Annotated in this window: 19 protein-coding genes; 11 read left to right on the top strand and 8 right to left on the bottom strand. The window is 67.0% G+C overall.

The window, feature by feature from the left end; genetic code table 11:
* Positions 1-250 precede the first annotated feature (250 nt).
* Positions 251-526 (bottom strand): hypothetical protein, encoded by a 276-nt coding sequence (locus ACJYUO_RS08585; protein ID WP_494344976.1) that lies wholly within the window; start codon positions 524-526, stop codon positions 251-253.
* Positions 527-1,064: 538 nt separating this feature from the next.
* Here ACJYUO_RS08585 and ACJYUO_RS08590 point away from each other — a divergent pair.
* The 6 genes from ACJYUO_RS08590 (at position 1,065) to ACJYUO_RS08615 (ending at position 10,304) form a co-directional block, all read left to right on the top strand.
* Positions 1,065-1,826: an ABC transporter ATP-binding protein gene (locus tag ACJYUO_RS08590; protein ID WP_494344977.1), complete on the top strand. Its 762-nt coding sequence runs from the start codon at positions 1,065-1,067 to the stop codon at positions 1,824-1,826.
* Positions 1,816-3,114 (top strand): ABC transporter permease, encoded by a 1,299-nt coding sequence (locus tag ACJYUO_RS08595; RefSeq protein ID WP_494344978.1) that lies wholly within the window; start codon positions 1,816-1,818, stop codon positions 3,112-3,114. The genes ACJYUO_RS08590 and ACJYUO_RS08595 overlap by 11 nt, the downstream gene beginning before the upstream one ends.
* On the top strand, positions 3,111-4,343 hold the full coding sequence (locus tag ACJYUO_RS08600) for an ABC transporter permease (protein ID WP_494344979.1): 1,233 nt from the start codon (positions 3,111-3,113) through the stop codon (positions 4,341-4,343). The genes ACJYUO_RS08595 and ACJYUO_RS08600 overlap by 4 nt, the downstream gene beginning before the upstream one ends.
* A gap of 87 nt (positions 4,344-4,430) precedes the next feature.
* Positions 4,431-5,057, top strand: a complete 627-nt coding sequence (locus ACJYUO_RS08605; RefSeq protein WP_494344980.1) for a hypothetical protein — start codon at positions 4,431-4,433, stop codon at positions 5,055-5,057.
* Positions 5,058-5,193: 136 nt separating this feature from the next.
* Entirely contained in the window at positions 5,194-8,085 is a 2,892-nt protein-coding gene (locus tag ACJYUO_RS08610; RefSeq protein ID WP_494344981.1) for a DEAD/DEAH box helicase, read from the top strand.
* Positions 8,086-8,249: 164 nt separating this feature from the next.
* On the top strand, positions 8,250-10,304 hold the full coding sequence (locus ACJYUO_RS08615; protein ID WP_494344982.1) for a PAS domain-containing sensor histidine kinase: 2,055 nt from the start codon (positions 8,250-8,252) through the stop codon (positions 10,302-10,304).
* A 60-nt stretch (positions 10,305-10,364) separates the two neighbouring features.
* Here ACJYUO_RS08615 and ACJYUO_RS08620 read toward each other — a convergent pair whose 3' ends face one another.
* Positions 10,365-11,591, bottom strand: coding sequence for a polysaccharide deacetylase family protein (locus ACJYUO_RS08620; RefSeq protein WP_494344983.1), 1,227 nt, complete (start codon positions 11,589-11,591; stop codon positions 10,365-10,367).
* 349 nt (positions 11,592-11,940) lie between these two features.
* Here ACJYUO_RS08620 and ACJYUO_RS08625 point away from each other — a divergent pair, with 349 nt between their 5' ends.
* The 3 genes from ACJYUO_RS08625 (at position 11,941) to ACJYUO_RS08635 (ending at position 13,877) form a co-directional block, all read left to right on the top strand.
* Positions 11,941-12,732, top strand: coding sequence for a protein sorting system archaetidylserine decarboxylase (locus tag ACJYUO_RS08625; protein WP_494344984.1), 792 nt, complete (start codon positions 11,941-11,943; stop codon positions 12,730-12,732).
* Between the two features lie 78 nt (positions 12,733-12,810).
* Positions 12,811-13,182 carry a DUF7857 domain-containing protein gene (locus ACJYUO_RS08630; protein ID WP_494344985.1) on the top strand — a complete coding sequence of 124 codons (372 nt, stop codon included), beginning with the start codon at positions 12,811-12,813 and terminating at the stop codon, positions 13,180-13,182.
* Positions 13,179-13,877 carry a MinD/ParA family ATP-binding protein gene (locus ACJYUO_RS08635; protein WP_494344986.1) on the top strand — a complete coding sequence of 233 codons (699 nt, stop codon included), beginning with the start codon at positions 13,179-13,181 and terminating at the stop codon, positions 13,875-13,877. The genes ACJYUO_RS08630 and ACJYUO_RS08635 overlap by 4 nt, the downstream gene beginning before the upstream one ends.
* Positions 13,878-13,909: 32 nt before the next feature.
* Here ACJYUO_RS08635 and ACJYUO_RS08640 read toward each other — a convergent pair whose 3' ends face one another.
* Genes ACJYUO_RS08640 through ACJYUO_RS08655 form a run of 4 tightly spaced genes read right to left on the bottom strand, consistent with a single transcriptional unit; the run spans position 13,910 to position 18,716 of the window.
* Entirely contained in the window at positions 13,910-15,388 is a 1,479-nt protein-coding gene (locus ACJYUO_RS08640; protein WP_494344987.1) for a DUF7125 family protein, read from the bottom strand.
* Between the two features lie 7 nt (positions 15,389-15,395).
* Complete coding sequence (locus tag ACJYUO_RS08645) at positions 15,396-17,360, bottom strand: ATPase, T2SS/T4P/T4SS family (protein WP_494344988.1); 1,965 nt, start codon at positions 17,358-17,360, stop codon at positions 15,396-15,398.
* A 31-nt stretch (positions 17,361-17,391) separates the two neighbouring features.
* Positions 17,392-17,856, bottom strand: coding sequence for a DUF7311 family protein (locus tag ACJYUO_RS08650; protein ID WP_494344989.1), 465 nt, complete (start codon positions 17,854-17,856; stop codon positions 17,392-17,394).
* Positions 17,853-18,716 (bottom strand): DUF7310 family coiled-coil domain-containing protein, encoded by an 864-nt coding sequence (locus tag ACJYUO_RS08655; protein ID WP_494344990.1) that lies wholly within the window; start codon positions 18,714-18,716, stop codon positions 17,853-17,855. The genes ACJYUO_RS08650 and ACJYUO_RS08655 overlap by 4 nt, the downstream gene beginning before the upstream one ends.
* A 220-nt stretch (positions 18,717-18,936) precedes the next feature.
* Between ACJYUO_RS08655 and ACJYUO_RS08660 the strand changes: the two genes are divergently transcribed.
* Entirely contained in the window at positions 18,937-19,212 is a 276-nt protein-coding gene (locus ACJYUO_RS08660) for a DUF8028 family protein (protein WP_494344991.1), read from the top strand.
* Between the two features lie 95 nt (positions 19,213-19,307).
* Here ACJYUO_RS08660 and ACJYUO_RS08665 read toward each other — a convergent pair whose 3' ends face one another.
* Complete coding sequence (locus ACJYUO_RS08665) at positions 19,308-20,234, bottom strand: DMT family transporter (protein ID WP_494344992.1); 927 nt, start codon at positions 20,232-20,234, stop codon at positions 19,308-19,310.
* 213 nt (positions 20,235-20,447) lie between these two features.
* Positions 20,448-20,813, bottom strand: a complete 366-nt coding sequence (locus ACJYUO_RS08670; RefSeq protein WP_494344993.1) for a DUF7344 domain-containing protein — start codon at positions 20,811-20,813, stop codon at positions 20,448-20,450.
* Between the two features lie 278 nt (positions 20,814-21,091).
* Here ACJYUO_RS08670 and ACJYUO_RS08675 point away from each other — a divergent pair, with 278 nt between their 5' ends.
* Positions 21,092-21,733, top strand: a complete 642-nt coding sequence (locus tag ACJYUO_RS08675) for a ribonuclease H family protein (protein ID WP_494344994.1) — start codon at positions 21,092-21,094, stop codon at positions 21,731-21,733.
* Positions 21,734-21,821: the final 88 nt, after the last annotated feature.

Here is a 21,821-nt window from a genome sequence, read left to right on the forward strand (position 1 = left end):
TGTTGGGGGTCCGCGCCTTCTGGCGAATCCCATAGCTGAGAGGTGGGACGCGTGAGTTGGCACTGTCCCCACTGCGGTGGGCGTATGACAACGGAGACCCCGCCCGATGGTCTCCCTCGTCGCGTTTGCGAGACCGACCGATTGATCTGTGGTTCGATCTAGCTGAAGACGGTAAAACGGCGACCGCGTAGCAGCTCCCGCCGATTTTCGAGGACTCTTGTTTAGCGTCCGATCTCCGATTTGCAGAACCTCACTCGTCGATCATCTGGTTCGCCCGTACGATGACGTATAGCAGGACGATCCCGGTCCCGACGGCGATGACGAACTGGCTCGCGAGCACGTACAGAAAACCGAGCCCGGAGGTTAACCCTAAGAGGCCCCCGAGGGTGACTCGGAACAGGATCGGAACGAGAGCGACCAAGACAACGGCTCCAATGAGCTTCGTGAGGGGAATCACCTCTTTGATGAGCTGAACAGTATCGAGTTCGCCGGTCGCAGGATCAAAGAACGGTCTGGAGGGCGACATTTTCTAGAAGAGATTGGCTACCAATAATATATTTTGCGACTGGAGGAATCGAATCGAGCCTCCCATTTGGGTCCCTTGACGGACGTAGCGGCCGGTCAAATCCTATCGCTTTCGATCAACACGGACATGAATCTGAGCCAGCACGGGAATCGCGACGACATGACGATCTGACTCAGCCAGGACGAAGTGGAACAGTTGCTCGAGACTGCCAACACTATCACGCAGCAGATTACGTTCGCATTCTGGACAGAGAAAGTCAGATAAAACAGAAAATCGCCCGACGTGAACCTAATTGGTTGCTAACCTGTACGTACCCGTTTCACAGACGGGGAAGCGCACAATGCGCCCCCTACACCGTCCCACTCGCCTCGAGCGCCCGGATACCACCGAACGAGCGAGAAAGTCCCGTTGACCACAGTATTGGCCTCGGCCTCGAGACCGTTGTGTTCGCGAAACACCGTGTAGCGGTCGTTTGACAGGGGTAGCGGGGTCGAAACAATGAGTCGGTGGGCGGTCACTGCGAGTGAGACCGTTGGGAATGTCAAAGCAATCAGCACACGGTTCGCGATCGTCGGCGAGGGATCGGGCGGACGAACGCGAATCGACGGCGGCCGTTCGCCTCGAGGGCGTCACCCACGAGTACGGGTCGACCGGCGGGCGGTTCCGGTCGGGCGACGAGCGGACGGTGACCGCGCTCCGCGACGTCTCCTTCGACGTGCCGGAAGGGATGATCGTCGGGCTCGAGGGGCCGAGCGGGAGCGGGAAGTCGACGGTGTTACACGCGGTTGCGGGGCTGTTGGTGCCGACGAGCGGCAGCGTCGAATTGGTCGATACCGATCTCGCGGCGCTGTCCGATGCCGAGCGGACCCGCGTTCGGCGACACCACATCGGGATCGTGTTCCAGCGATTCCACCTCCTGCCGTCGCTGTCCGCCCGCGCGAACGTCGCTCTCCCGCTCGTCCAGTCCGGGGTTCCACGAGCCGACCGGCGAGCGCGTGCGACGGCGCTGCTCGAGGAGGTCGGACTGGGCGATCGCACCGCGCACCTGCCGGGCGAACTTAGTGGCGGGGAGCGCCAGCGCGTCGCGATCGCGCGGGCGCTGTCGACGGACCCGGACGTGATCGTCGCCGACGAACCGACGGGCGAACTCGACACGGCGACCGGGGCGGACGTCCTCGAACTGCTGACAGATGTCGGCCGCGATCGGGCGGTGTTGGTCGCCTCCCACGACGAGGCCACCCTCGACGTCGCCGATCGGGTCGTCACGCTGTGTGACGGACGGGTGGACGATGTCCGGTGACGACGGCGAGCTGCCCGAGGCCGTCGACTCGCGGCGGCGGACCCGCTGGTCCGGCATCGTCGGCCTGACCGTCGGCAGGTGGTGGCGACGGGCGACGCGAACGACGACGGGCCGAATCGTGTCGACGATCGCTGCCGTCGCGCTGACCATCGCGCTGTTGGTGGTCATAACCGGCGTCGCGTTGGCGCTCGCCGACGGCGGTGTGACCACCGGTGACGACGCCGATGTCCGTGTGATCCCCGAAGAGAGTGGGACGCTGTCGTCCGTCAACGGGGTCGAGGGCCCGCGCCTCGGTGAGACCAACGATCGGGCCGCGACGATCCGATCCCACGACGGTGTCGACCACGCCTCCCCGGTCCTCGTCGAAACGGCGCAGCTCGAGGCGTCCGACGGCGAGTCCCGAACGATTCGCCTCGTCGGGGTCGTCCCGGACGAGGAGCCGCGAGCCGTCGCGGGCCTGCCGACCGGCGAACTCGAGGCGGGCGATCCCCACTACGCGAACGGCTCGTACGACGGCCCGCGGGAGGGCGAGATCGTCCTCTCGCCGACGGCCGCAGAACGACTCGGTGCCACCGCGGGCGACGACGTTCCCGTTTCGATCGGTGACGCGGGCGGAACGGATCGAGTCGATACCGCCGCGCCCTCGGTTACGGTGACGGTGGCCGCCGTCGCGGACGAGGGGAGCGGGACCGGCGACGCGCCCGTCGCGCTCGTTCACCTGAGCGAACTCCAGTCGTATTCCGGCGGCGACGACGGCCAACTCGCGGATCGACTGCTGATCTGGGGCGAGACCGAGGCGGCGCAGTCGGCCGCGTCCGACGCGTATCCCGCCGCCGCGGTCGAGGTGGCTGGCGGCACCGATCCGTCGGCGCTGTTCGACGACGGGCTGGCGTTCGCGACGAGCGTCATCGCGCTGCTGGTCGGCATGACGATCTGTGCGTCGTTCGTCGCGACGACGATGGGGATGACGGTCAACGAGGACCGTCGTACCCTCGCCGTCCTCGAGTCGGTCGGGTTCCCGACCCACAGCCAACTCGCCGTCGTCGCGGTGTCGACGGGGATCACGACGCTCGTCGGCTCGGTCGCGGGGATCGGGCTCGGCACGGTCGGGATCGTCGGCGTCAACGCCGTCGCCAACGCGACCGTCGCGCCGGGCGCGGTCGCCCACTTCCACCCGCTGTTGGTACCGTACGCGATCGGCGTCGCCCTCCTGTCGGGACTGGTCGCCGTTCCGTACCCGCTCGCCGTGGCCGCGCGAACGTCCGTCCTCGAGGAGGTGGGCCGATGACGCTGAGCGGGGCGGTGGTTCGCCTGCGGGCCGTCATCGGACTCGGGGTCGCACAGCTCCGGCGGTCGCCCGGCCGGACTGCACTCACCGTGCTCGCGGTCACGCTGGCCGTGCTCTCGGTGACGGTGCTCGCGAGCCTCGGCGTCGGTGTCGTCGACAAGGGCGAACAGGGGCTGGACAACGCCGACCGGGATATCTGGATCTCGAGCGACCCGGTCGATCCGTCGGCCAGCGGCACCGAAAACCCGATCGTGGGGGCACACGCCAAGTCGGCCGAGATCACCGCGCGGGACGACGTACAAAGCGCCTCGCCGATCGCGATGTACGACGTCTATCTCGGAACGAACGCGTCGGAGTTAGAACGCAGGCCCGCAGTCGGCGTCCAGGAGACCCACGACGGGTTCGACTTCCGGGAGGGGCGCGGGTTCGAGGTCGACGAGGAGACGGCCGCCAGCCCGCCGCCCGAGGACCCGGAAGTTGGCAAGATCGTGATCGATCCGCGCGTCGCCGACTCGCTGAACGTCTCGGTCGGCGAGACGATGTACGTCGGGACCAGCAGAGAGACCGCGGAGGCGGCCGAGTTCACCGTCGTCGGTATCTCCGGCTACTACTCGCAGTATCTGGGCTCGCCGGCAGTGACGGTCCCGCTCGGCGATCTGCAGGCGGTCGCCGGCACCTCGGGAACCGACCGGGCGACGTTCATCACCGCCGACGTGACTGACGACGCCGATCGCGCGACCGTCGCGAACGACCTCGACGAGGCGTATCCCGAGTACGACGTTCGGACCAGCGACGAACAGGTTCAGTCGATGGTCGAAGAACGCACGATCGTCCTGGCGAGCGGCGCGACGCTGGTCGGCCTCGCCGTCGTCGGCGGCGTCGTCCTGACGGCGAACCTGTTCGCGCTCGTGGCCCACCAACAGCGCGAGCAACTCGCGGCGCTCCGAGCCGTCGGGCTCTCCCGGCGGGTGCTCGCCGGGACGATCGGCACGCAGGGGCTCGTCATCGGCCTGCTCGGCGGGCTCGTCGGCCTCTCGACGACGCCGCTTGCCGTGCTCGGCGTGAACCGATTCGCGGCGTCGGTACTCGGCTTCGAGGGACTCCTCCGGACCCCGCCCGCGGTCTATCTCGGCGGCTTCGCGCTCGCGCTCGTCGTCGGCACCATCGTCGCGATCGTCGCCGGCTGGCGGGCCGGCCGCTACGCCCGCATCGAACACCTCGAGCTGTGATCGCGGACAGTCGTCGCCGCCGATCCGAGACCGCTGCCGGCTTGCGCGCGCCGAACCCACTTGCCGGCCGAGTTCGAACGACCCGTGATGCGACTTCGCACACCCGACGGCGATCGATCCACCGCAGCGGCAGCCGACTCTCGGGCCGCCCCACGCTCGAGACGGTTCGCTAAACACCTGCTTACCGCGGCCGGACTCCTCGGATTCACCTACCTCGTGTTGCGAGTGTTGGGCCCGCGCGATGACATCCCGGTCCAGTCCGTCGACGAGGTTCAGTCCGACGTGGAGGACGCCGTTCCCGACGAACTCCAGCGCCGTGCCGCGGACGCGGTTCCCGGGGATCGACTCGACACGATCCGGAACCGGACCAGCGCCACCGTCCCCGACGACATCACCGAAATCTCTATCGCGGGTCCCAGAAGCGAAGCGTCCGAGACCGACCCGGATATCGAACCGTCCGCCGGTGCGAGCGAGGACGCCAACGTGACGGGGGTGGGCGAAAGCGGTGACGACGCCCTCGCGGAGACGGAGAGGAACGCCGACTACGCCGGCGAACGCGCCGACGAGGAAATCACCGAACGCGCCGAACCCGATGTACAGGACGAACCGGCCGAACCCGGCGAGATAGCGGTCGACGAAGACGTCGCGGCGGAACTCGTCGACACTGATCTCGACGCAGCGTCCGACGACGAGAGCGACGAATCCGAAGAGTGAGCGGGGCTCGAGACAGGCCCGGGAGCTGCCGCCGTTCTTCCGGCGGGCGTCGGAACTGGCTCGTGCCGAGAGGTGATCCGACCCTCGTTCACCGGAAACGTGGCCCTTATCCGGCGTTCGTCCCTAGCGCGTTTCGATGACTGACGGGGACGTCGCGGCCTTTACGCGCCTCGGACCGACGGTTCGGGGGGCGCTCTCCGAACGCGGCTTCTCGCAGCCGACGGCACCGCAGCGACTGGCGATCCCGCCGCTGTCGGCCGGCGAGAACACGCTCGTGATCGCGCCCACCGGGAGCGGCAAGACCGAGACGGCGATGTTGCCCGTCTTCGACCACCTCGTCGCGGGCGGTGGTGAACCGAGTGCGGGGAGGCGACCCTCGTCGGCGGACACCTCCGACGGCGGTCCGCCCGAGGGGTTCGGCGCGCTCTACATCACCCCGCTACGGGCGCTCAACCGCGACATGCGCGAGCGCCTCGAGTGGTGGGGCGAGTATCTGGACCTCGAGGTCGACGTCCGTCACGGCGACACCACCGACTACCAGCGGAGCAAGCAGGCCGAGGACCCGCCGGACGTGCTGATCACGACGCCGGAGACGGTACAGGCGATGCTCACCGGCGAGCGGCTGCGCGAGGCGCTCGAAGACGTCTCCCACGTCGTGATCGACGAGGTCCACGAACTCGCCGCCTCCAAGCGGGGCGCGCAGTTGGCGATCGGCCTCGAGCGACTCCATGACCTCGCGGGGCGGTTCCAGCGGATCGGGCTTTCGGCGACCGTCGGCGATCCGGGGGAGGTCGGCCAGTTCCTCACCGGCGGCCGGCCCTGCGAGATCCGGGAGATCGACGTGGGGAGCAACGTCGACGTGACGGTTCGCGAGCCCGAGATTACCGACGAGGACGAGCGGTTGGCCGGCGAACTCATGACCGAAGCCGACACGGCCAGCTACGTCCGCGTTATTCGGGATCTGGTCGCGGAAAATGAGTCGACGCTGATCTTCGTGAATACGCGTCAGACGGCCGAGGCGCTGGGATCGCGGTTCAAAGAACTCGGCCTGCCGATCGGCGTCCACCACGGCTCGCTCTCGAAGGAGGCCCGGATCGACGTCGAAGACCGGTTCAAGGCCGGCGACCTCGACGGGTTGCTGTGTACCTCGTCGATGGAACTCGGGATCGACGTGGGGCAGGTCGACCACGTGATCCAGTACAAGAGCCCCCGGCAGGTCACCCGCCTGCTCCAGCGGATCGGCCGCGCGGGCCACCGGCAGGACGAGGTCTCGAGCGGGACGGTCGTCACGACGCGGCCCGACGATACCTTCGAGGCGCTGTCGATCGCTCGCCGGGCACGCGACGGCGAGGTCGAGCCGGCGGCGATCCACGAGGGGAGTCTGGACGTAGTCGCGAACCAGTTGCCCGCGGTCGTCCAGAGCCGCGGCGACACGTACGTCGATGAGGCCGTCGAGACGATCACGCGCTCCTATCCGTTCCGGAACGTGCCCGAGGCGACGATCCGGGAGGTGATCTCGGAACTGGACCGCAACCGCATTCTGTGGTTCGACGAGGGCGAGGACTGCATCGAGACCACCGGCGGCACATGGCAGTACGTCTACGCGAACCTCTCGATGATCCCCGACGAGGAGACCTACGAGGTCCACGACATCGCCTCGGGGGGCCAGATCGGGACCTTAGACGAGCGGTTCGTCGTCAATTTCGCCCAGCCGGGCGAGGTGTTCATCCAACGGGGCGAGATGTGGCGGATCGCCGAGATCGACGACGAGGAAGCGCGGGTCAAGGTCAGCCCGATCGAGGACCCCGCCGGCGAGGTGCCCTCGTGGATCGGCCAAGAGATTCCGGTCCCCGCCGCGGTGGCGGGCGAGGTCGGCGAGATCCGCGCCGTCGCGGAGCCCCAGCTCGAAGCGGGGGCCGACGCGGCCGCAGTGGGTCACGAACTCGCGGGTCGGTATCCCGCCGACGAGTACACGCTGACCGAGGCCTGTACCCAACTCGAGGCCCAGGTCGATAGCGAGTCGCCGATGCCGACGGCGGATCGACTGGTCCTCGAGCGACGGGGGCGGACGATCGTGCTCAACGCCCCGTTCGGCCACACGGCGAACGAAACGCTCGGCCGGATCTGCTCGGCACTGTTGGGCCAGCGGGCCGGCTCCTCGGTCGGCCTCGAGACCGATCCCTACCGGATCGAACTCGAGGTGCCGAACTCGATCGCGACCAGCGAGGTGCTCGAGGTACTCGAGACGACCGATCCCGACCACGTCGAAGCCATCGTCGAACTCGGCCTGAAGAACTCGGACGCGCTGGCCTTTCGGCTCGCGCAGATCTCGGCGAAGTTCGGCGCGCTCAAGCGCTGGCAGGGCAGCGGATCGGGCCGGCTCTCGAACGACCGCCTGCTCTCGGCGCTCGAGGACACGCCAATGTACGAGGAGGCGATCCGGGAGGTGTTCCACGAGGACCTCGATATCGAGCGCGCGAGTGCAGTTCTCGAGGGAATTCAGTCGGGTGACCTCGAGTTGGTGACCCACCGCGGACGCACCCCGATCGGGCAGGGCGGGCGCTCCTCGGGCGGGAAGGAACTGCTCGCGCCGGAAAACGCCGACGCGAGCGTCATCAAGACGGTCCGTGAGCGGATTCAGAACGACCGCGTCATTCTGCTGTGTACCCACTGCAAGGAGTGGAAGGTAACGACGAAAGTCAAGCGCGTGCCCGACCAACCCGAGTGTCCCGAGTGTGGCTCGACTCGCGTCGCATCGCTGAACCCGTGGGCCGATGAGGTCGTGCAGGCGGTCCGCTCCCAGGAGAAAGACGACGACCAACGGGAGATGACCGAACGCGCGTTCCGGGCCGCGAGCCTCGTCCAGAGTCACGGCAAGCGGGCCGTAATCGCGATGGCCGCCCGCGGGGTCGGCCCGCACAACGCCGCCCAGATCATCAACAAACTCCGCGAAGACGAGTCCGAGTTCTACCGGGATATCCTCTCGAAGGAGCGCGAGTACGCTCGAACGCAGGCGTTCTGGGACTGACGGGCGTACGGCGTTCCAGTGCTGTCTTGCGGTCCGATCAAGACGACAATTTGAGATGGCGACCCGCGGAATCTCTCGTCGTCAGAACCGCTCGAAAAATGTCGTCTGTGCTATAAATAACGCGTTCCACAGCCCTTATCTACGGTACGGCCGAAGGCCTGTCAATGGAATCTGGCCCGTCAAATGACCCGCCCGTATCCGAGGACGGGACCGCCGCCACCGGTCCGGTAGCCGACCGGATGGCAGGGCTGCTCGAGGCGGCGGATGTCGCCTGCTTCCGAGCGACGCCGACGGGAACGATCGCCGGCGTCAACGACGCGTTCACGCGATTGACTGGCTACACGCGACCCGAACTCCGCGAGCGATCCGTGGAGACGCTTTTCGACGACGAGACGACCCTCGAGTCGCTCGTGTCCGACCTCGATCAGGGGGACTCGACGCCGGTATCGACGCCGGTTCCGATTCGGACGAAGACGGATGTCGTTCCTTGCACCGTCCACCTCGAGCGCCAGCCGCGATCGGAAGGCGGGAAGGGAGACGCTGACCGGCAGCCGTCGATCACGGGGATCGTCCGTCGCCGCGAGTCGACGGCCGATTCGGCGGTGAAGTCCCAGTCCGATCTCACGTACGGCCGTACCTTCGAGGCACTGGCCGACGCGCTCCCCGACGGCATCATCGTCCTCGACACGAACAGCGACATTCAGTACGCCAATCCCGCCGTCGAACGCATCCTCGGCTACGACCCCGACGAACTCGTCGGCTCGAGCAAGGTCAAGATCATCCCGGAGCGGCTGCGCCAGACCCACCTCTCGGCGCTCCAGCGGTATCTCGACACCGGCGAGCGACACATCAACTGGACCTACGTCGAGTTGCCGGGCCAGCACACCGACGGCCACGAGGTCCCGCTGGGCGTCTCGCTCAACGACTTTACCTACGAGGGCGACCGCTACTTCGTCGGCCTCTTCCGGGACATCTCCCCGCGCAAGGAGGCCGAACGAACGCTGACGGAGAAAGTCGTCCAGCTCGAGTCGGTCTCCTATCTCGGCCGCAACGCCCTCGAGAGCGCCGATACTGACGAGTTGCTCGAAAAGGCGACCGAATTGGTCGTGGCGGCGCTCGACGCGGAGTATGCGGCCATCTTCGAACACGAGGTGGCCGGCCCCGCCGGCGAGGCGCTTCGGCTCCGAGCCGGCACCGGCTTCGACGCCGCCGACGGGGCGACCGCGTCCGCCACCGATTCGATCGCCGCGGCCGCGATGGCCGACGACAGTCCCGTCGTGATCGAAGACTTCGGGACCGATGACCGGTTCGACGGCCCGTCCGTAGTGGACGACCCCGACATCCGGAGCGGGATCACCGTCACCGTCGGCCCGGCGGCCGACCCGTGGGGCGTCCTCGACGTCTACGACACCACCGCGCGGGAGTTCGCCGACCACGATGTCGACTTCCTCGAGAGCGTTGCGACGATCCTCGCGACCGCGATCGAGCGCCAGCGGTACGAGCGCCGGCTCAACGAGACCGTATCGGACCTCGAGGCCTCGAACAAGCGCTTAGAGCAGTTCGCGTACGCGGCCTCCCACGACCTCCAAGAGCCCCTGCGGATGGTCTCGAGTTACCTCCAACTCATCGAGGGCCGGTACGCCGACGAACTCGACGCGGACGGCCGGGAGTTCATCGAGTACGCCGTCGACGGCGCGGACCGCATGCGCGACATGATCGACGGCCTCCTCGAGTACTCTCGGATCGACTCGCAGGGCGACCCGTTCGAACCCGTCGACCTCGACGCCGTGCTCGAGGACGTGCAGACGGATCTGCAGGTGATGATCGACCGGCAGGACGCCGAGATAACGGCCGAGTCGCTCCCCCAGATACAGGGCGATTCGCGACAGCTCCGCCAACTCTTCCAGAACCTGCTCTCGAACGCGATCGAGTACAGCGGCGACGAGCCGCCGCGGGTACACGTCGCCGCCGAGCGGACCGGCAGGAACTGGACACTCTCGGTCGCGGACGAGGGAATCGGCATCGACCCCGACGATCAGGACCGGGTCTTCCGGGTCTTCCAGCGCCTGCACAGCCGCGAGGAGTACGACGGCACCGGCATCGGGCTCGCGCTCTGTCGCCGCATCGTCGAGCGCCACGGCGGCCGCATCTGGGTCGAGTCCGACCCCGGCGAGGGGTCGACGTTCACCTTCACGATCCCGGTCGAAGCCGTACAGTAGTTGCTCGCCGATCTCCGGTTATCGGAACAAGGTTCTTCGACTGGGAGCCGACGCCGTCGCTCACCGATCGAACGCGTCGTCGACAGCTCCCGGGAGGATCACCTCGAGTTCGCCGGCGGACTCGAGTTCGTTAAGGTGCTCGACCGTCGCCTCGAGAACTGACTGGGCGTCGTCGTCGAGTTCGCCGAAGGCCAGCGACGTGATCCCGCCCATCTCCGCGGTAAGATCGAGCATCGAACGCGCCTCGGCGGCGTCGAGACCGGCAACCCGCGAGCAGAGGTGCGGATTCGTCATAGCACCCTGTGACGGGTACCGGCCCGCGAACGCGCGGTCGTGGTGGGCCGCGACGAGGTCGAGCGTCTCCCCGTCGTATCGGCCGACCGGATAGGAGAAGTACCGCGCGCCCTCCTCGAACCCGTTGTCCTCGAGCCACGCCGCGGCGTCGGCGATTTCCGCTTCGGGGTCCCGATCGTCCGGCAGGTCGACCAGATTCGTGCCGTGTGCCGAGTGGCTCCCGATCGTCCACCCGGCGTCAGCGAGTTCGTCCAGTTGGTCCCGGACGAGACGGTCGCCGTCGTCGCCCTCGTCGTCGCGGATCAGCTCCGTCGCGACGAACGACGCGGCGGGATAGTCGTACTCCGCGAGAATCGGCAGCGCCCGCGTGTAATCCGTTTCGTACCCGCCGTCGAACTGGAGCATGACCGCTCCGGGCTCCGGGGCGTCGACGAACCGAAGGTCGTCGACCCAGACCGATCCTTTGTCGTCATCGCCGGTCCACCGGATGAGTTGGATCTCGCTCACGGCGCTGAGGTCGGGGTCGCCCTCGAGATCGGCGATCCCGAAATTGCTGTGGACGAGCGGCGTTCCGCTGTGGATCCGCTGGCGAAAGTCGATCCGATCGCCGCTCTCGTCGATCAGTTGGACGACGAGATCCGCTTCCTCCTCCGTCGCCACCGCGACTCCCGGTCGCATTCCCGACCAGTCGCGTGGCTCCGATAACTCCCGAACGATCCTGATCTGGTCGTCGCCATCGCCCGCCTCGAGTCGCGCGGATTGGCTGCCGGTATACGACCGATCCGTGTCCGCCGAGAGCGAGCCGATCGTCGCCTCCCAGTTCTCGAGGGTCGCGAAATCGTCGAACGGCTCCGGTCGCCCCTCGTCCGTTTGGTCAGCGGAATCGGCCTCGCGGCCGTCGTTCGCTTCGGGATCGTCGTCGGACTCGTCAGTACTCGAACAACCCGCGAGAGCGACCGCCGCGGCCGCGCCGAGATACGTTCGTCGTTTCATCGCTGGTGACCGCTTGCGATACGAAGAGACACATTGTTATTCTCCGTTCCTAACGGTATCTTAGGTCTGTATCCGGAGAAAAACCGACTCGTTCCGGTGAGTACCGATGAGAACCGAATTGCAGTCGCGACGATAGTTCGACTGCGATGGTGAGGCCTTCTGTGCGGCTGTAAGACATCCACAGTCAGTCGAAGCTGTTCCGTACTTCGGTGTAAGCGTCGCCTATCCCACTCGGTCTCAGTTCTCAGCCCCACGGCCCTACAGCCCCTACGTGATCGCCGAAGCGCACACGCTGTCCCCGGCCACTCCATCCGTAACGGCCATACGATTCGATCACGTTACCGCTCCTATGAACTTCGCGCCGGGGGCCTGGAAGTACGCAATCCTTCCGTTGCTCGCTGCCCCGTTCGCCCTTTTCATCAGTGTCACGGCGGGGCTCGTCGCGTTCGCGGCCGGTGCCGGCACCCTCGCGTTCTTCCGCGATCCCGAACGCACCCCGCCGCCATCGGGCGTCGTCTCGCCGGCCGACGGGAACGTCTCCGTCCTCCGCGAGGAGGGCGATCGAGTCCGACTGGGGATCTTCATGAACGTCTGGCACGTCCACGTCGTCCGCGCTCCCTTCGCGGGCCACGTCACCGATGTCGAACACGTCTCCGGCGCGAACCGTCCCGCCTTCTCGAAGGAGTCCGACCGGAACGAACGCGTCCACGTCCGCCTCGAGACCGACGCTCCGAACCTGCCGGCCGACAGCGACGAAACGACGACGCTCGCGGACGACGGCGGGGAACCGGTCGCCGACAGCGAGGAGTCGGCCGAAGACGATCACCCGACGTCCCACCCCGACGAACCAAACCACGACGCCGAAGTCACGCTGATCGCCGGCGCGTTCGCCCGCCGCATTCACCCCTACGCCGAGCGCGGCGACGACCTCGAACGCGGCGACCGCATCGGCCACATCGCCTTCGGGAGCCGCGTCGACTTGCTCTTTCCGCCCGCAGTCGAGCTCGAGGACATCGCCGTCGAGATGGGCGAGTCGATGATCGCCGGAGAGACCGTCGTCCTCGAGTCCGCCGGCGGCTCGTTCACTGGCGAGTTCGACCTCGGTGCCGACGCGGGGGCCGGCGACGACCGAACCGAGTAGCGACTCTTCCACTGTGTCACCGCCACAGTCGCCCCATCGGCGGTCACCTTTTTATCGGATCGGGCGGCCAAGCCGGCCGTGATCGAACTCGACTGGGAGGCGGACCATATCGAGGGAGTGACGCTTGTCTCGGCGATCGTCACGAACGCGCTGACGACGCCCCAGCTCGTCCGTATCGAAACTCGCGTCGACGGACCGCTCTGGACCCCGAACGGCGATCGGCGAGCGGCACCCGAGTGGTGCGACGGCTGTTGGGAGGGGGTGGTCGAACCGAACCGCCGCCGCGGACTCGGCTTCGCGAGCCCGAGGGACCCGGCAGCGATGGCCGACCCGCCGCTCGCGGTGGCCGACACTCGCCGCGCGAGCGATCCGGTACCGGAACCGACCGACGTGCTCGCGTCGATGGCCGACTGGCGACCACCCCTCGACAGCCTCGACCGGGTGCGATGATCGTCGCCGTCAGTGGCGGGAAAGGTGGCGTCGGCAAATCGCCGATCTCGCTCAACCTCGGCCGCGAACTCGACGCGGTCGTCGTCGATGGCGACCTGACGACCGCGGACCTCCCGCGTGGTCACGGGCCGGACCTCCACGACGTGCTAGCCGGTCGGGCCGACCCGCTCGAGGCGATCGACCGACACCAAGCCGTCCGCGTTCTCCCGGTGGGACGAACGCTCGCCGGTGCCCGCGCGGCGGACGTGACGGCGCTTCCACGAGTCCTCGAGCGGATCGAACGCGAGTGTGGTCGCGTGGTCATCGACTGCCCGGCCGGGCTGGCACGCGACGTGGGCCACCAACTGGAAAGCGCCCACCTGACGGTCCTCGTGTCGACACCAACGGAGTCCGCACTGGTCGATGCGCTCCGCACGCAACGGCTCACGCTCGACCTCGAGACGCCCGTCGCGGCGGTCGTACTCAACAGGGCCGACCCCGCTGCTATCGACCGGCTCACCGACCGCATCGAGCAGACGTTCGGCGCGCCGGCAATCGGGATCGAAGAGCGTACAGCGGTCGCCGACGCACAGCGCCGGTGGCGGGCGGTCCGCGATGTTTATCCCAACTGTGCCACAGTCGACGCGATCCGAACGGTCGCCAGACGGATCGAACGCTGTGAAAAGCGGCTGTCGGATCGAATCGGTGTTGTCTAGCCGGTCATGTTCAGTCGGCCGAGCCGCTCTGGCTACTCAGCATTCGTCCCCGGCTGATTCGACGGGGTTGAGGGCTCGCCGAACGCCAGTTCGATCGGCTCTATCGACCGCCCACTGGCCCTGAATTTTGGAATCGAGAGGCGGTGTTCGAGGCTCGAGTCGGCCTCGGATGCGATCGTCTCCATCTCGAGGATCGCATCCACCGCGTGCATCGTCGCAGTCCGATGCTCGGGGTCTGCCGGCTCGTCGAGACAGTGTAACAGGCCGATACTTTCGGTGGCGACCAACTGCGCTTTGAGGTCGTCGAGAAAGGTGACGTAGGTATCCCGGTCGCCGCGTTCCAGTACGTTTACCGGGTCGATGACGAGCGTCGACGCCGCGGGGAGTTTCTCGATCAGGTCCGTCACCGCGGAACGACGGTTGTCACCGTTGAGTCGACGAACCGTCGGATTCCCGGTCGTCGTTGCCGCGGCCTCGAGCGCTCGCTCGATGTTCGCGACCGACCGTTCGGTCGACAGATAGAGCGTCCCGCGGACGGCGGTCGCCTCGTAGAGGAGTTGCTCCGACTGGCTGGCCGGGTTCGCGACCACCGCGACCAGCGAACCCGGGGCCAGTCCCCCACCCAAGTGCCGATCGAGTTCGTCGATTCCCGTCGGTAACAGGTCGTCGTCGTACTCCATCGGCGTTCGGTCCGGTAGTGCCCTCCTCTCTAGGGTCTGTGCAAGGTCGTCGTAGGCCGCGCAAGTCTCCTCGGCCGTCAGGGGCGATGATTCGTCGGGAACGCATCCCAAGACCGGAACGTCGGTCCACGATTCGACCGCCTCCGGAACGCTATCGCATCGGTTCAGGACCGCGCCGAGTACCGGTACCTCGAGTCGGCGCGCCATCTCGATCGTCGTCTCCGCGGCGCTGCAGCTGCGCTCGCTGTCGGTCGTCACGACGATCACGCCGTCGGCCGCCGAGAGCGGTTCGACGACATCGGGCCCCGCACCCGACGGGCAGTCCACGAACGTTCGGATGGTGGCGGCCTCGAGCAACTCGAACGCCGACTCGAAATCGACCTGCGTCGACGGCTCAGGTGCCGAGAGCAACCCGACGTTCGAGACCCGCGGACTCGGTTGTACGACCGAATCGATGTTCGTGCCAGGCTCGAGCGCCGGCTGGACCTGCATTCGCAGCACCGCTCGGCCGATGAGATTCGGCGTGTCGCCGAGCGCTTCTGTCCGGCGAAACGCCGCCTGCAAGTGTGGCATCGAATGCACGGTATGGATCGCCGCAAGCGGTGCGACCAGCACGAAAAACAGGACGAAGGGGATCGGCGCAGACGTGATCAGTAACGCCAGCGGGAGAAACGCCGCGACGATCCCGGCCCCGTATCCCGCGCGGACGATCGTCTCGGCGTCGTGTGGCGAGTCGGTAAAGGAAAGCGACTCCTCGAGGTCGTCACTCCCGTCGACGGCGGCCGGATACAGCGCGGCGAGTGCGCGGACGAGCGTCGAGAAGTGATCCATTCCGCGATCACTCGTCCCCGTTTCCCCGATCGGCGTACACTGCGGCGACCGATTGCGGGTCCGTTTGTCCGTCGCGAGCGAGCGTCGACAGGAGGTCCGCTCTCGCCGCAATCGCCTCCCGAACGTCGGCGTAGCTCTCGGTTGGTCCGGCGAGGCGCTCGACGACTCGGCTCTCGCCGCGATCGATGCGTCCGGTCGCGACCGCCCGCTCGCCGTCTAACTCGTACAGCGGCTCGAACCAGATATCGTCGCCGCTGCCGACGACCTCCTCGATGCTGGCGAGACGTCGCGTTCGTCCATCGGGCGTTCGATGGGCCTGGACGGTGACGACGAGATCCGTCGCACCGAACGACGAGGGTTCGACGGCGAGGTCGGAGACCACGCGCTCGTAGACCTCGTCGGCACCGTCGCCGTGAATCGTCCCGAGCACCGCGTTCGCGTTGGCACCGACCCGCATCGCCTCGTAGAGAACTTGTGCCTCCTCGCCGCGGATCTCGCCGACGACGAGCGCGCCGTCGCCGAGTCGAAGCGCCGTCCGCAACGCCGTTTCGGCCGTTATTTCGGGGCCGTCGCCGGACCCCGTTCGCAGCGCTTGTACGTCTCGCCCCACCGACTGCAACGGCCTGACCGGGAGTTCGGGCGTGTCCTCGATCAGGACCGTTCGGGTCTCCGCCGCGAGTTCGTACAGCAACGTTCCCAGCAGGGTCGTCTTCCCGGACCCGCGGGTCCCGGCGATCAACGCGGCGGCGTTGCGCTCGACGGCGACCGAGAGAAACGCCGCGACCGCCGCCGACATGGTCCCGTTCGCGACGAGCGCCGGCAGGGTGAACTCGTCGTCGGGCTGTTCCCGAAACGCGAAGGCGATGCCGTCCGCGACCGGATCGGTGACGCCGGCGACTCGGATCCGGGTACCGCTCTCGAGGGCGGCCGTCGCGTCGACCGTCGGACTCGCCCGGGAAAACGCCCGGCCGCTCGTGCGCCGAACCCGCGAGGCGAGCGCCCGAGCGCCACTGGGCGTAAGGTGGACGTTCGTAGTCATCGACTCCCCATCGACGACGACGCGGATGGGGTTCGCCGAGACCGGCGAGGTGACGTACACGTCGGTGACGCGGGGGTCGGCGAATAGATCCTCGAGGATGCCGTAGCCGATCGTGTGTTTGCGCAAGATCGCGGTCAGGCGCGGATCGGCCGGTTCGTCGCCGACGGCCTCGATCGCCCGCGAGGCCGCACGGTCGCCCTCCACGTCTCCTTCCGCGATCGCTTCGTATCCCTCGATGAGGAGCTGCCGTTCCTCGCCGGACAGGGTCGTGTCGATCACCTCGAGGGCGTAGCGAGCGACGCCGTCCGACCGCCCGTAGATCCGCGCGTCACTGCCCGTCTCGAGCGACCGGACGTCCCTGAGGTGTGCGCCGTCGGCGATCGTCCGATCGACGAAGTACTGGCCGACGGTGAGCCCGACGGTCGCCGTCAGTGCCGACTCGGCGCTCTCGAGCCCGCCCGCAGCCGCTACCAGTCCCGATTCGACGCCGATGTCCGCGATCGGGCCGGCTCTCCGTCGGACGTCCTCGGCGACCGCGACCGGCTCGCGTGTGGCCGCCGTCGCTAACCGGTCGTCGCGATCGCCGAGCAGCGCGACGAACCGACCGGCCGCGCCGAGGAGGTCGACGCCGCGACCGTCGTAGCGGTACTCGAGCCCGTTCGATCGGACGACGATCCGGTCGGCGTCGCGGTCGGCAAGCGCGTCGACTGCCGTCCGCCGGCAGGCGCTTGCGCTCTCGAGGTCGCCGTTGCAGTCGGTCGCATCGAGGACCAGCGTCTCGTCCTCGACGGATACCCGACAGGCACACGGTGATAGTGCGTCCTCGTTTCGGCCGAAGAGACTCCCTACTCCGGGGGTGTCCCGACCGAGGAAGGTGCGAACGCCGAGGCCGTCGATGACCGACCGGAGGTGTCCGGTCCCGTCTTGAGACATACCGGTGCTGGCAGCGGCTTCCGATTTAAACTCACACACGGGCCGCGACGACGACCGGGTCCCCGTTCTCGTCGGCCTGCAGCGTCAGCGCGAGCCGAATCTCGCCGGTCCCGCCGAGTTCGACCGATTCGTTGGCCGCGGAATCGTTCCAGACGATCGGTTCGCCGATGACCGCTTCCCGCGTCGTCCCGTCCTCGAGGACGTACCGGACGGCGCTGTAGCTCCCGTTTTCTCGTGGCGTGATCTCGAAGTGATCGACGGCTGCGGTCGTAAGCGATCCTCGTGGCAGCGTCACGTCGACGACTCGCCGGGGATCGGGGTGGCCGTCGGGCGAGAGTTCGCCGGAGTCGGCGAGCGAGGTCGCCGCGTCGTCGATCGCCGCGACGCTCGTGTCGACCTGCCGCTGGGTGTTCATCGATGCTCCGCGTTCGATCGCTGGAACTGCGAGCACGACGAGCGCGACCGTGAGCACGATCGCGACGACGTACCGAATCACGGCAATCTGGCGCGAAGCGACTGCAACACGCCCCCGGCGGACTTCTCGTCGCCATCGGACGCAACGTCGTGTGCGTCGTCCGCTCGAGAGGATCCGTCGACACTATCGCTGCCGGTCGTCCCGTTCGTATCGGCCGAATCGGAAAGTCGATCGTCGAGAGCGGCCTGTGTCGCGCCATCGGTGGTTCGTGGCACTCGAGCCGTCGAGTCGTCTCGATTCGAGAGACCACCGGCGTGTCCATCCGGCGCGTTCTCGTCCGATTCATCGTCTTCGTGGCTCGAGTCGTTGGCACCGATACTCGAGTCGGCGCGTTCGCGGCTCGATTCGCCGTCCCTCTCGGTCGCCGGTGAGACGATCTCCGAGACGGTTCGTTCGACGGCGGGCGGGTCACTGGCCGACTCGCTCGCATCGGTCGGCTCGCTCGATACCCCGCTCGGATCGCGGTCGGCTCGAGCCGGGACTGGCCCGTCTGTCCCGGTGTCTTCTGCCATATTTTCCGACGTGATGCGATCAGCGGCGGATCGCGGTCCGTCCACGTCGAGGTCAGTCGTCCCGTCGACGGCACCCTCGAGTTCGTCGAGGCGGTACTCGAGCCGATCGACGGCAGCGACGGCAGCCTCGGCACGGCGTTCGACGGCTTCGTTGACCGAGTCGACGCTGCCGATGGCTCCGTCGAGTGCGTCGGTCCGGCCCTCGAGGGCGGCGAGACGGCGTTCGTGCTCCTCGACCTGTGCGGCCAGTTCCTCGAGGGTGCCGGCCACGGACGCGATGTCGGCGAGTTCGTCCAGTTCGATGTCGCCGTCGACGACCGCACGCTCGACGGCGGAGAGTCGCCGCTCGATCCGCTCGATGTCGCTCATGGCGGGCGTTGCCCCAGCTTCGTACTTAAACGTGAGACTACGTTCCTCGCCGAACCGGTTGTCGAACGATACCGTCGCTGTTCGCGTATCAAACGACAGCCTTCGTCGGTAAATCGATCGTTCAGTCCGACCAATTCCACTGAATTGGTCCGAATAGACCGAAACGGTCGGGCCGGTATTTGCGTCGCCGAGACCGAGGGATACACTCTCGGTGATTCCAATGGCGAGTCCCCCTTCCCTCCCCGATCAGCGATCCGCCGACTCGAACCCGTCGAGCGACCGCCGCGACGACGAACACGGTGCGCTCGAGCGCGCAGCGCCGGCAATCGCGACACCGATCCGTGCAGCGGGGTTCTGGATGGCGATCGCCATGCCGATTCTGTACCTCCCCCTGCTCGCCGGGGGCCTATCGTCGTCGCTCGAGGGGGGCGCGTTCCTCGCACTGGTCGTCGGGAACCTGCTGGCGTTGTACGTCGGCCACGCACACCGCCAGTGAGACGGTCCGGATCTCATACGGTTTACTGTACGTCATTTCCGGCGCAACCGCGACCCGGAGGCGGTTGCGCCGGTAAACCGTTACAGCAATCCGTATCAGTCGCTCGAGCCCCGCGATCGAACGTGGCCGAACTCCCGCTGGATCGCCCGTCGCTTGACGAGGACGAACCCGACCGCGATGAGCGCGAATCCGAGCAGCGTCGCGGCGTCGACGAGCTCACCGAGATAGAGCCACCCGACGACCGCAGTGACGATCGGTGCGACGTACGACACCATGTTGATCTCGACGGCACCCAGTCGCTCGAGCAGGTCGAAATAGATGAGGAAGCCGACGGCGCTTGCACCCACCGAGAGGTACGCAATCGCGCCGATCGCCTCCGGATTGGTCCACGCGGCGGGCTCGACGGGTTCGCCGATTGCGAGACTCGCGAGGTGCAACAAGAGCGCGCCGCCGAGCATCGACCAGGCCTCCATCGTCTCGATGGGGAGCGAGGCATCGATCCGCCGGGTGAGGACGCTGCCGAGGGCGAACGCCGCCGCGGCACAGAAGACCAGTCCCTTTGCCACCGCGTCGGTGGCGAGCAGGTTCGACGGATCGGGCCGGACGATCACCGCGACGCCGACGAGGCCGACGAGGACGCCGACGATCCCGACCGACGAGAGCGCGTCGGAGGGGACGAGCAGCCGGGCGAATCCGGTACTCAGAACCGGCGAGAGACTGACCAAAATCGCGGCCGCCGCGGCCGTCGTGTTCAGCTGCCCGACGAACAGGAACGCGTGGTAGGCCGCGATTAATAGTCCGGCACCGACGCCGACCTGTGTCCACTCGAGCCCGCCGCGGGGCCGCCAGTGGTCGACGGCGACGGCGGCGTAGCCGAGCATCAGTAGGCCGGCGATATCGTATCGCAGCGCCGCGAACAGCACCGGCGGAATATACGAGAGGCCGGCGCTGATCGCGACGAACGCGGATCCCCACAACGTTGCGAGCGTCAGGAAGAGGACGAGATTTCGATAGCGGCTCACAGTGGCTCTCCCGGCAGGGATGGCCTTTGTCTTTCGATTCGAGACTGGCGCGACGACCAGCGAACCGCCGACCAGCTCGTCGAACTGATCACGAGGGCGTCGGTGAGCGGGCTCGGATCAAAATCGACGACTTGTCGCTCGGCGATCGACGGCCGGTGATCAGAAATCGGGGAGCGGCAATCGGAACGGAAAACCGAGGATCGACCGTCCGGCTCAGAGCGGAGGCCGTTCGCGGATTTCGGGTTTCTCCTCGGTCTGTCTGAACTGCTCGAGCAGGGGCTTGATATCGTCGAACCCGTCGGCCAACACGATATCGCCGCTGCGCAGGTCGTACTCGATGATGTCGTAGTCCTCGAGTCGCGGCAGGTGGTTGTGAACTAACGAGACGTAAACGCGCTGTCTGGTCTCCTTGCTTACCGTGTCGGTGCGAGCGTCGAGTTCCCATGCCGCGACCTGCGTGACGAGATCTTCGAGGTTCGCAGTGGCGTCGTCGGCCAACTGGTAGAGCAGATAGCGCCGCTCGGACTCGGCGAGCAGGGAACAGGCCGCTTCCATCCGGCTGGCGTTCGTCTGGTTCATACCTCGACCAAGCACCCGGTGGTATTACACCTACCGCCAACACAGATAGGGTCCAAATCCCCGCCCTGACGAGCCCGCGCTCGAGGGTGCTGGGTACGAGCCCGAAATCGACCGATTTCGTCGAATTTGGTGTTTATGAGCCTTCTCGAGACTGTTTGGGTGAACTGTCTTTCCGTCGTCGCTGTGGGTCAGGATGATCCGATCGGTTCCTATGACTATGTCTGTCATATGTTATCAGGGACAGAATAGTTAAGACAGCGAGTGCCGTAGACTGGAGCATGGCCGCTCACGGCCGGCCCGCACTACGGGACCTGTTCGACGAGTCGCCCACACCCCACATTGCCCATCCGCCGCGGACCCATCATCGTGACTTCTACGTCGCCACCGACGGGTCTTTCCGTGGTTCGGGTGGTGGGCTGGGTGCCGTCATCGAAACGCGCGACGGCACCCGCGTCGCACGCGTCTCGACTGCGGATACGCCGCCGGACAACAACGTCGCGGAGTATCGGGCGCTCCACCTCGGACTCGATGTCCTCGCAGCGCGAGCGCCGCGCGACGCCGCCGTCGGCGTTCTCATCGACCACGACGCACTCGCCAGCAACGTCAACAGTGCCATCCTCGCGACGCGGCACCCAGACGGAAAAGCACCCCGTCCCGTCTCGGTCCCAGCCGCGACGCGGTATCACTGGCGCGGGATTCAGGCCCGACTCAGCGGGTTCGACGAGGTACGGGCCGCCCGGATCGACAGCGATCAGAACCCCGCCCACCCCCTCGCGAACGCACCGGACCAGTACCGCCACGTCAACCGCGAACTCGATCGCTGTGTTCTCCCTGAAACGCCGGAGCCGACGGCCGGCGAGTTCCCGCCGCCGTCTCGAGCCGATCGGAACGGCGGTGGCGGCGGTCGCGCCTCCGACTGATCGCCTGACAGGCCGGCAGTTTCGCTCGCGTTCCGGCTCCCGAGTCGGCCGGAACCGCCATCGTTTTCTCACCGCTCGAGCAAGTCGT

The organism is Natrinema sp. CRL1 (assembly GCF_059162405.1).

Bases quoted from the DNA above. Each gene is read 5' to 3' on its own strand.
- ACJYUO_RS08660 (WP_494344991.1), top strand. From the start codon at position 18,937: ATGGCGAGTCCCCCTTCCCTCCCCGATCAGCGATCCGCCGACTCGAAC.
- ACJYUO_RS08600 (WP_494344979.1), top strand. From the start codon at position 3,111: ATGACGCTGAGCGGGGCGGTGGTTCGCCTGCGGGCCGTCATCGGACTC.
- ACJYUO_RS08655 (WP_494344990.1), bottom strand. From the start codon at position 18,716: ATGAGCGACATCGAGCGGATCGAGCGGCGACTCTCCGCCGTCGAGCGT.
- ACJYUO_RS08590 (WP_494344977.1), top strand. From the start codon at position 1,065: ATGTCAAAGCAATCAGCACACGGTTCGCGATCGTCGGCGAGGGATCGG.
- ACJYUO_RS08670 (WP_494344993.1), bottom strand. From the start codon at position 20,813: ATGAACCAGACGAACGCCAGCCGGATGGAAGCGGCCTGTTCCCTGCTC.
- ACJYUO_RS08605 (WP_494344980.1), top strand. From the start codon at position 4,431: ATGCGACTTCGCACACCCGACGGCGATCGATCCACCGCAGCGGCAGCC.
- ACJYUO_RS08640 (WP_494344987.1), bottom strand. From the start codon at position 15,388: ATGGATCACTTCTCGACGCTCGTCCGCGCACTCGCCGCGCTGTATCCG.
- ACJYUO_RS08620 (WP_494344983.1), bottom strand. From the start codon at position 11,591: ATGAAACGACGAACGTATCTCGGCGCGGCCGCGGCGGTCGCTCTCGCG.
- ACJYUO_RS08595 (WP_494344978.1), top strand. From the start codon at position 1,816: ATGTCCGGTGACGACGGCGAGCTGCCCGAGGCCGTCGACTCGCGGCGG.
- ACJYUO_RS08645 (WP_494344988.1), bottom strand. From the start codon at position 17,360: ATGTCTCAAGACGGGACCGGACACCTCCGGTCGGTCATCGACGGCCTC.
- ACJYUO_RS08635 (WP_494344986.1), top strand. From the start codon at position 13,179: ATGATCGTCGCCGTCAGTGGCGGGAAAGGTGGCGTCGGCAAATCGCCG.
- ACJYUO_RS08585 (WP_494344976.1), bottom strand. From the start codon at position 526: ATGTCGCCCTCCAGACCGTTCTTTGATCCTGCGACCGGCGAACTCGAT.
- ACJYUO_RS08625 (WP_494344984.1), top strand. From the start codon at position 11,941: ATGAACTTCGCGCCGGGGGCCTGGAAGTACGCAATCCTTCCGTTGCTC.
- ACJYUO_RS08675 (WP_494344994.1), top strand. From the start codon at position 21,092: ATGGCCGCTCACGGCCGGCCCGCACTACGGGACCTGTTCGACGAGTCG.
- ACJYUO_RS08615 (WP_494344982.1), top strand. From the start codon at position 8,250: ATGGAATCTGGCCCGTCAAATGACCCGCCCGTATCCGAGGACGGGACC.
- ACJYUO_RS08610 (WP_494344981.1), top strand. From the start codon at position 5,194: ATGACTGACGGGGACGTCGCGGCCTTTACGCGCCTCGGACCGACGGTT.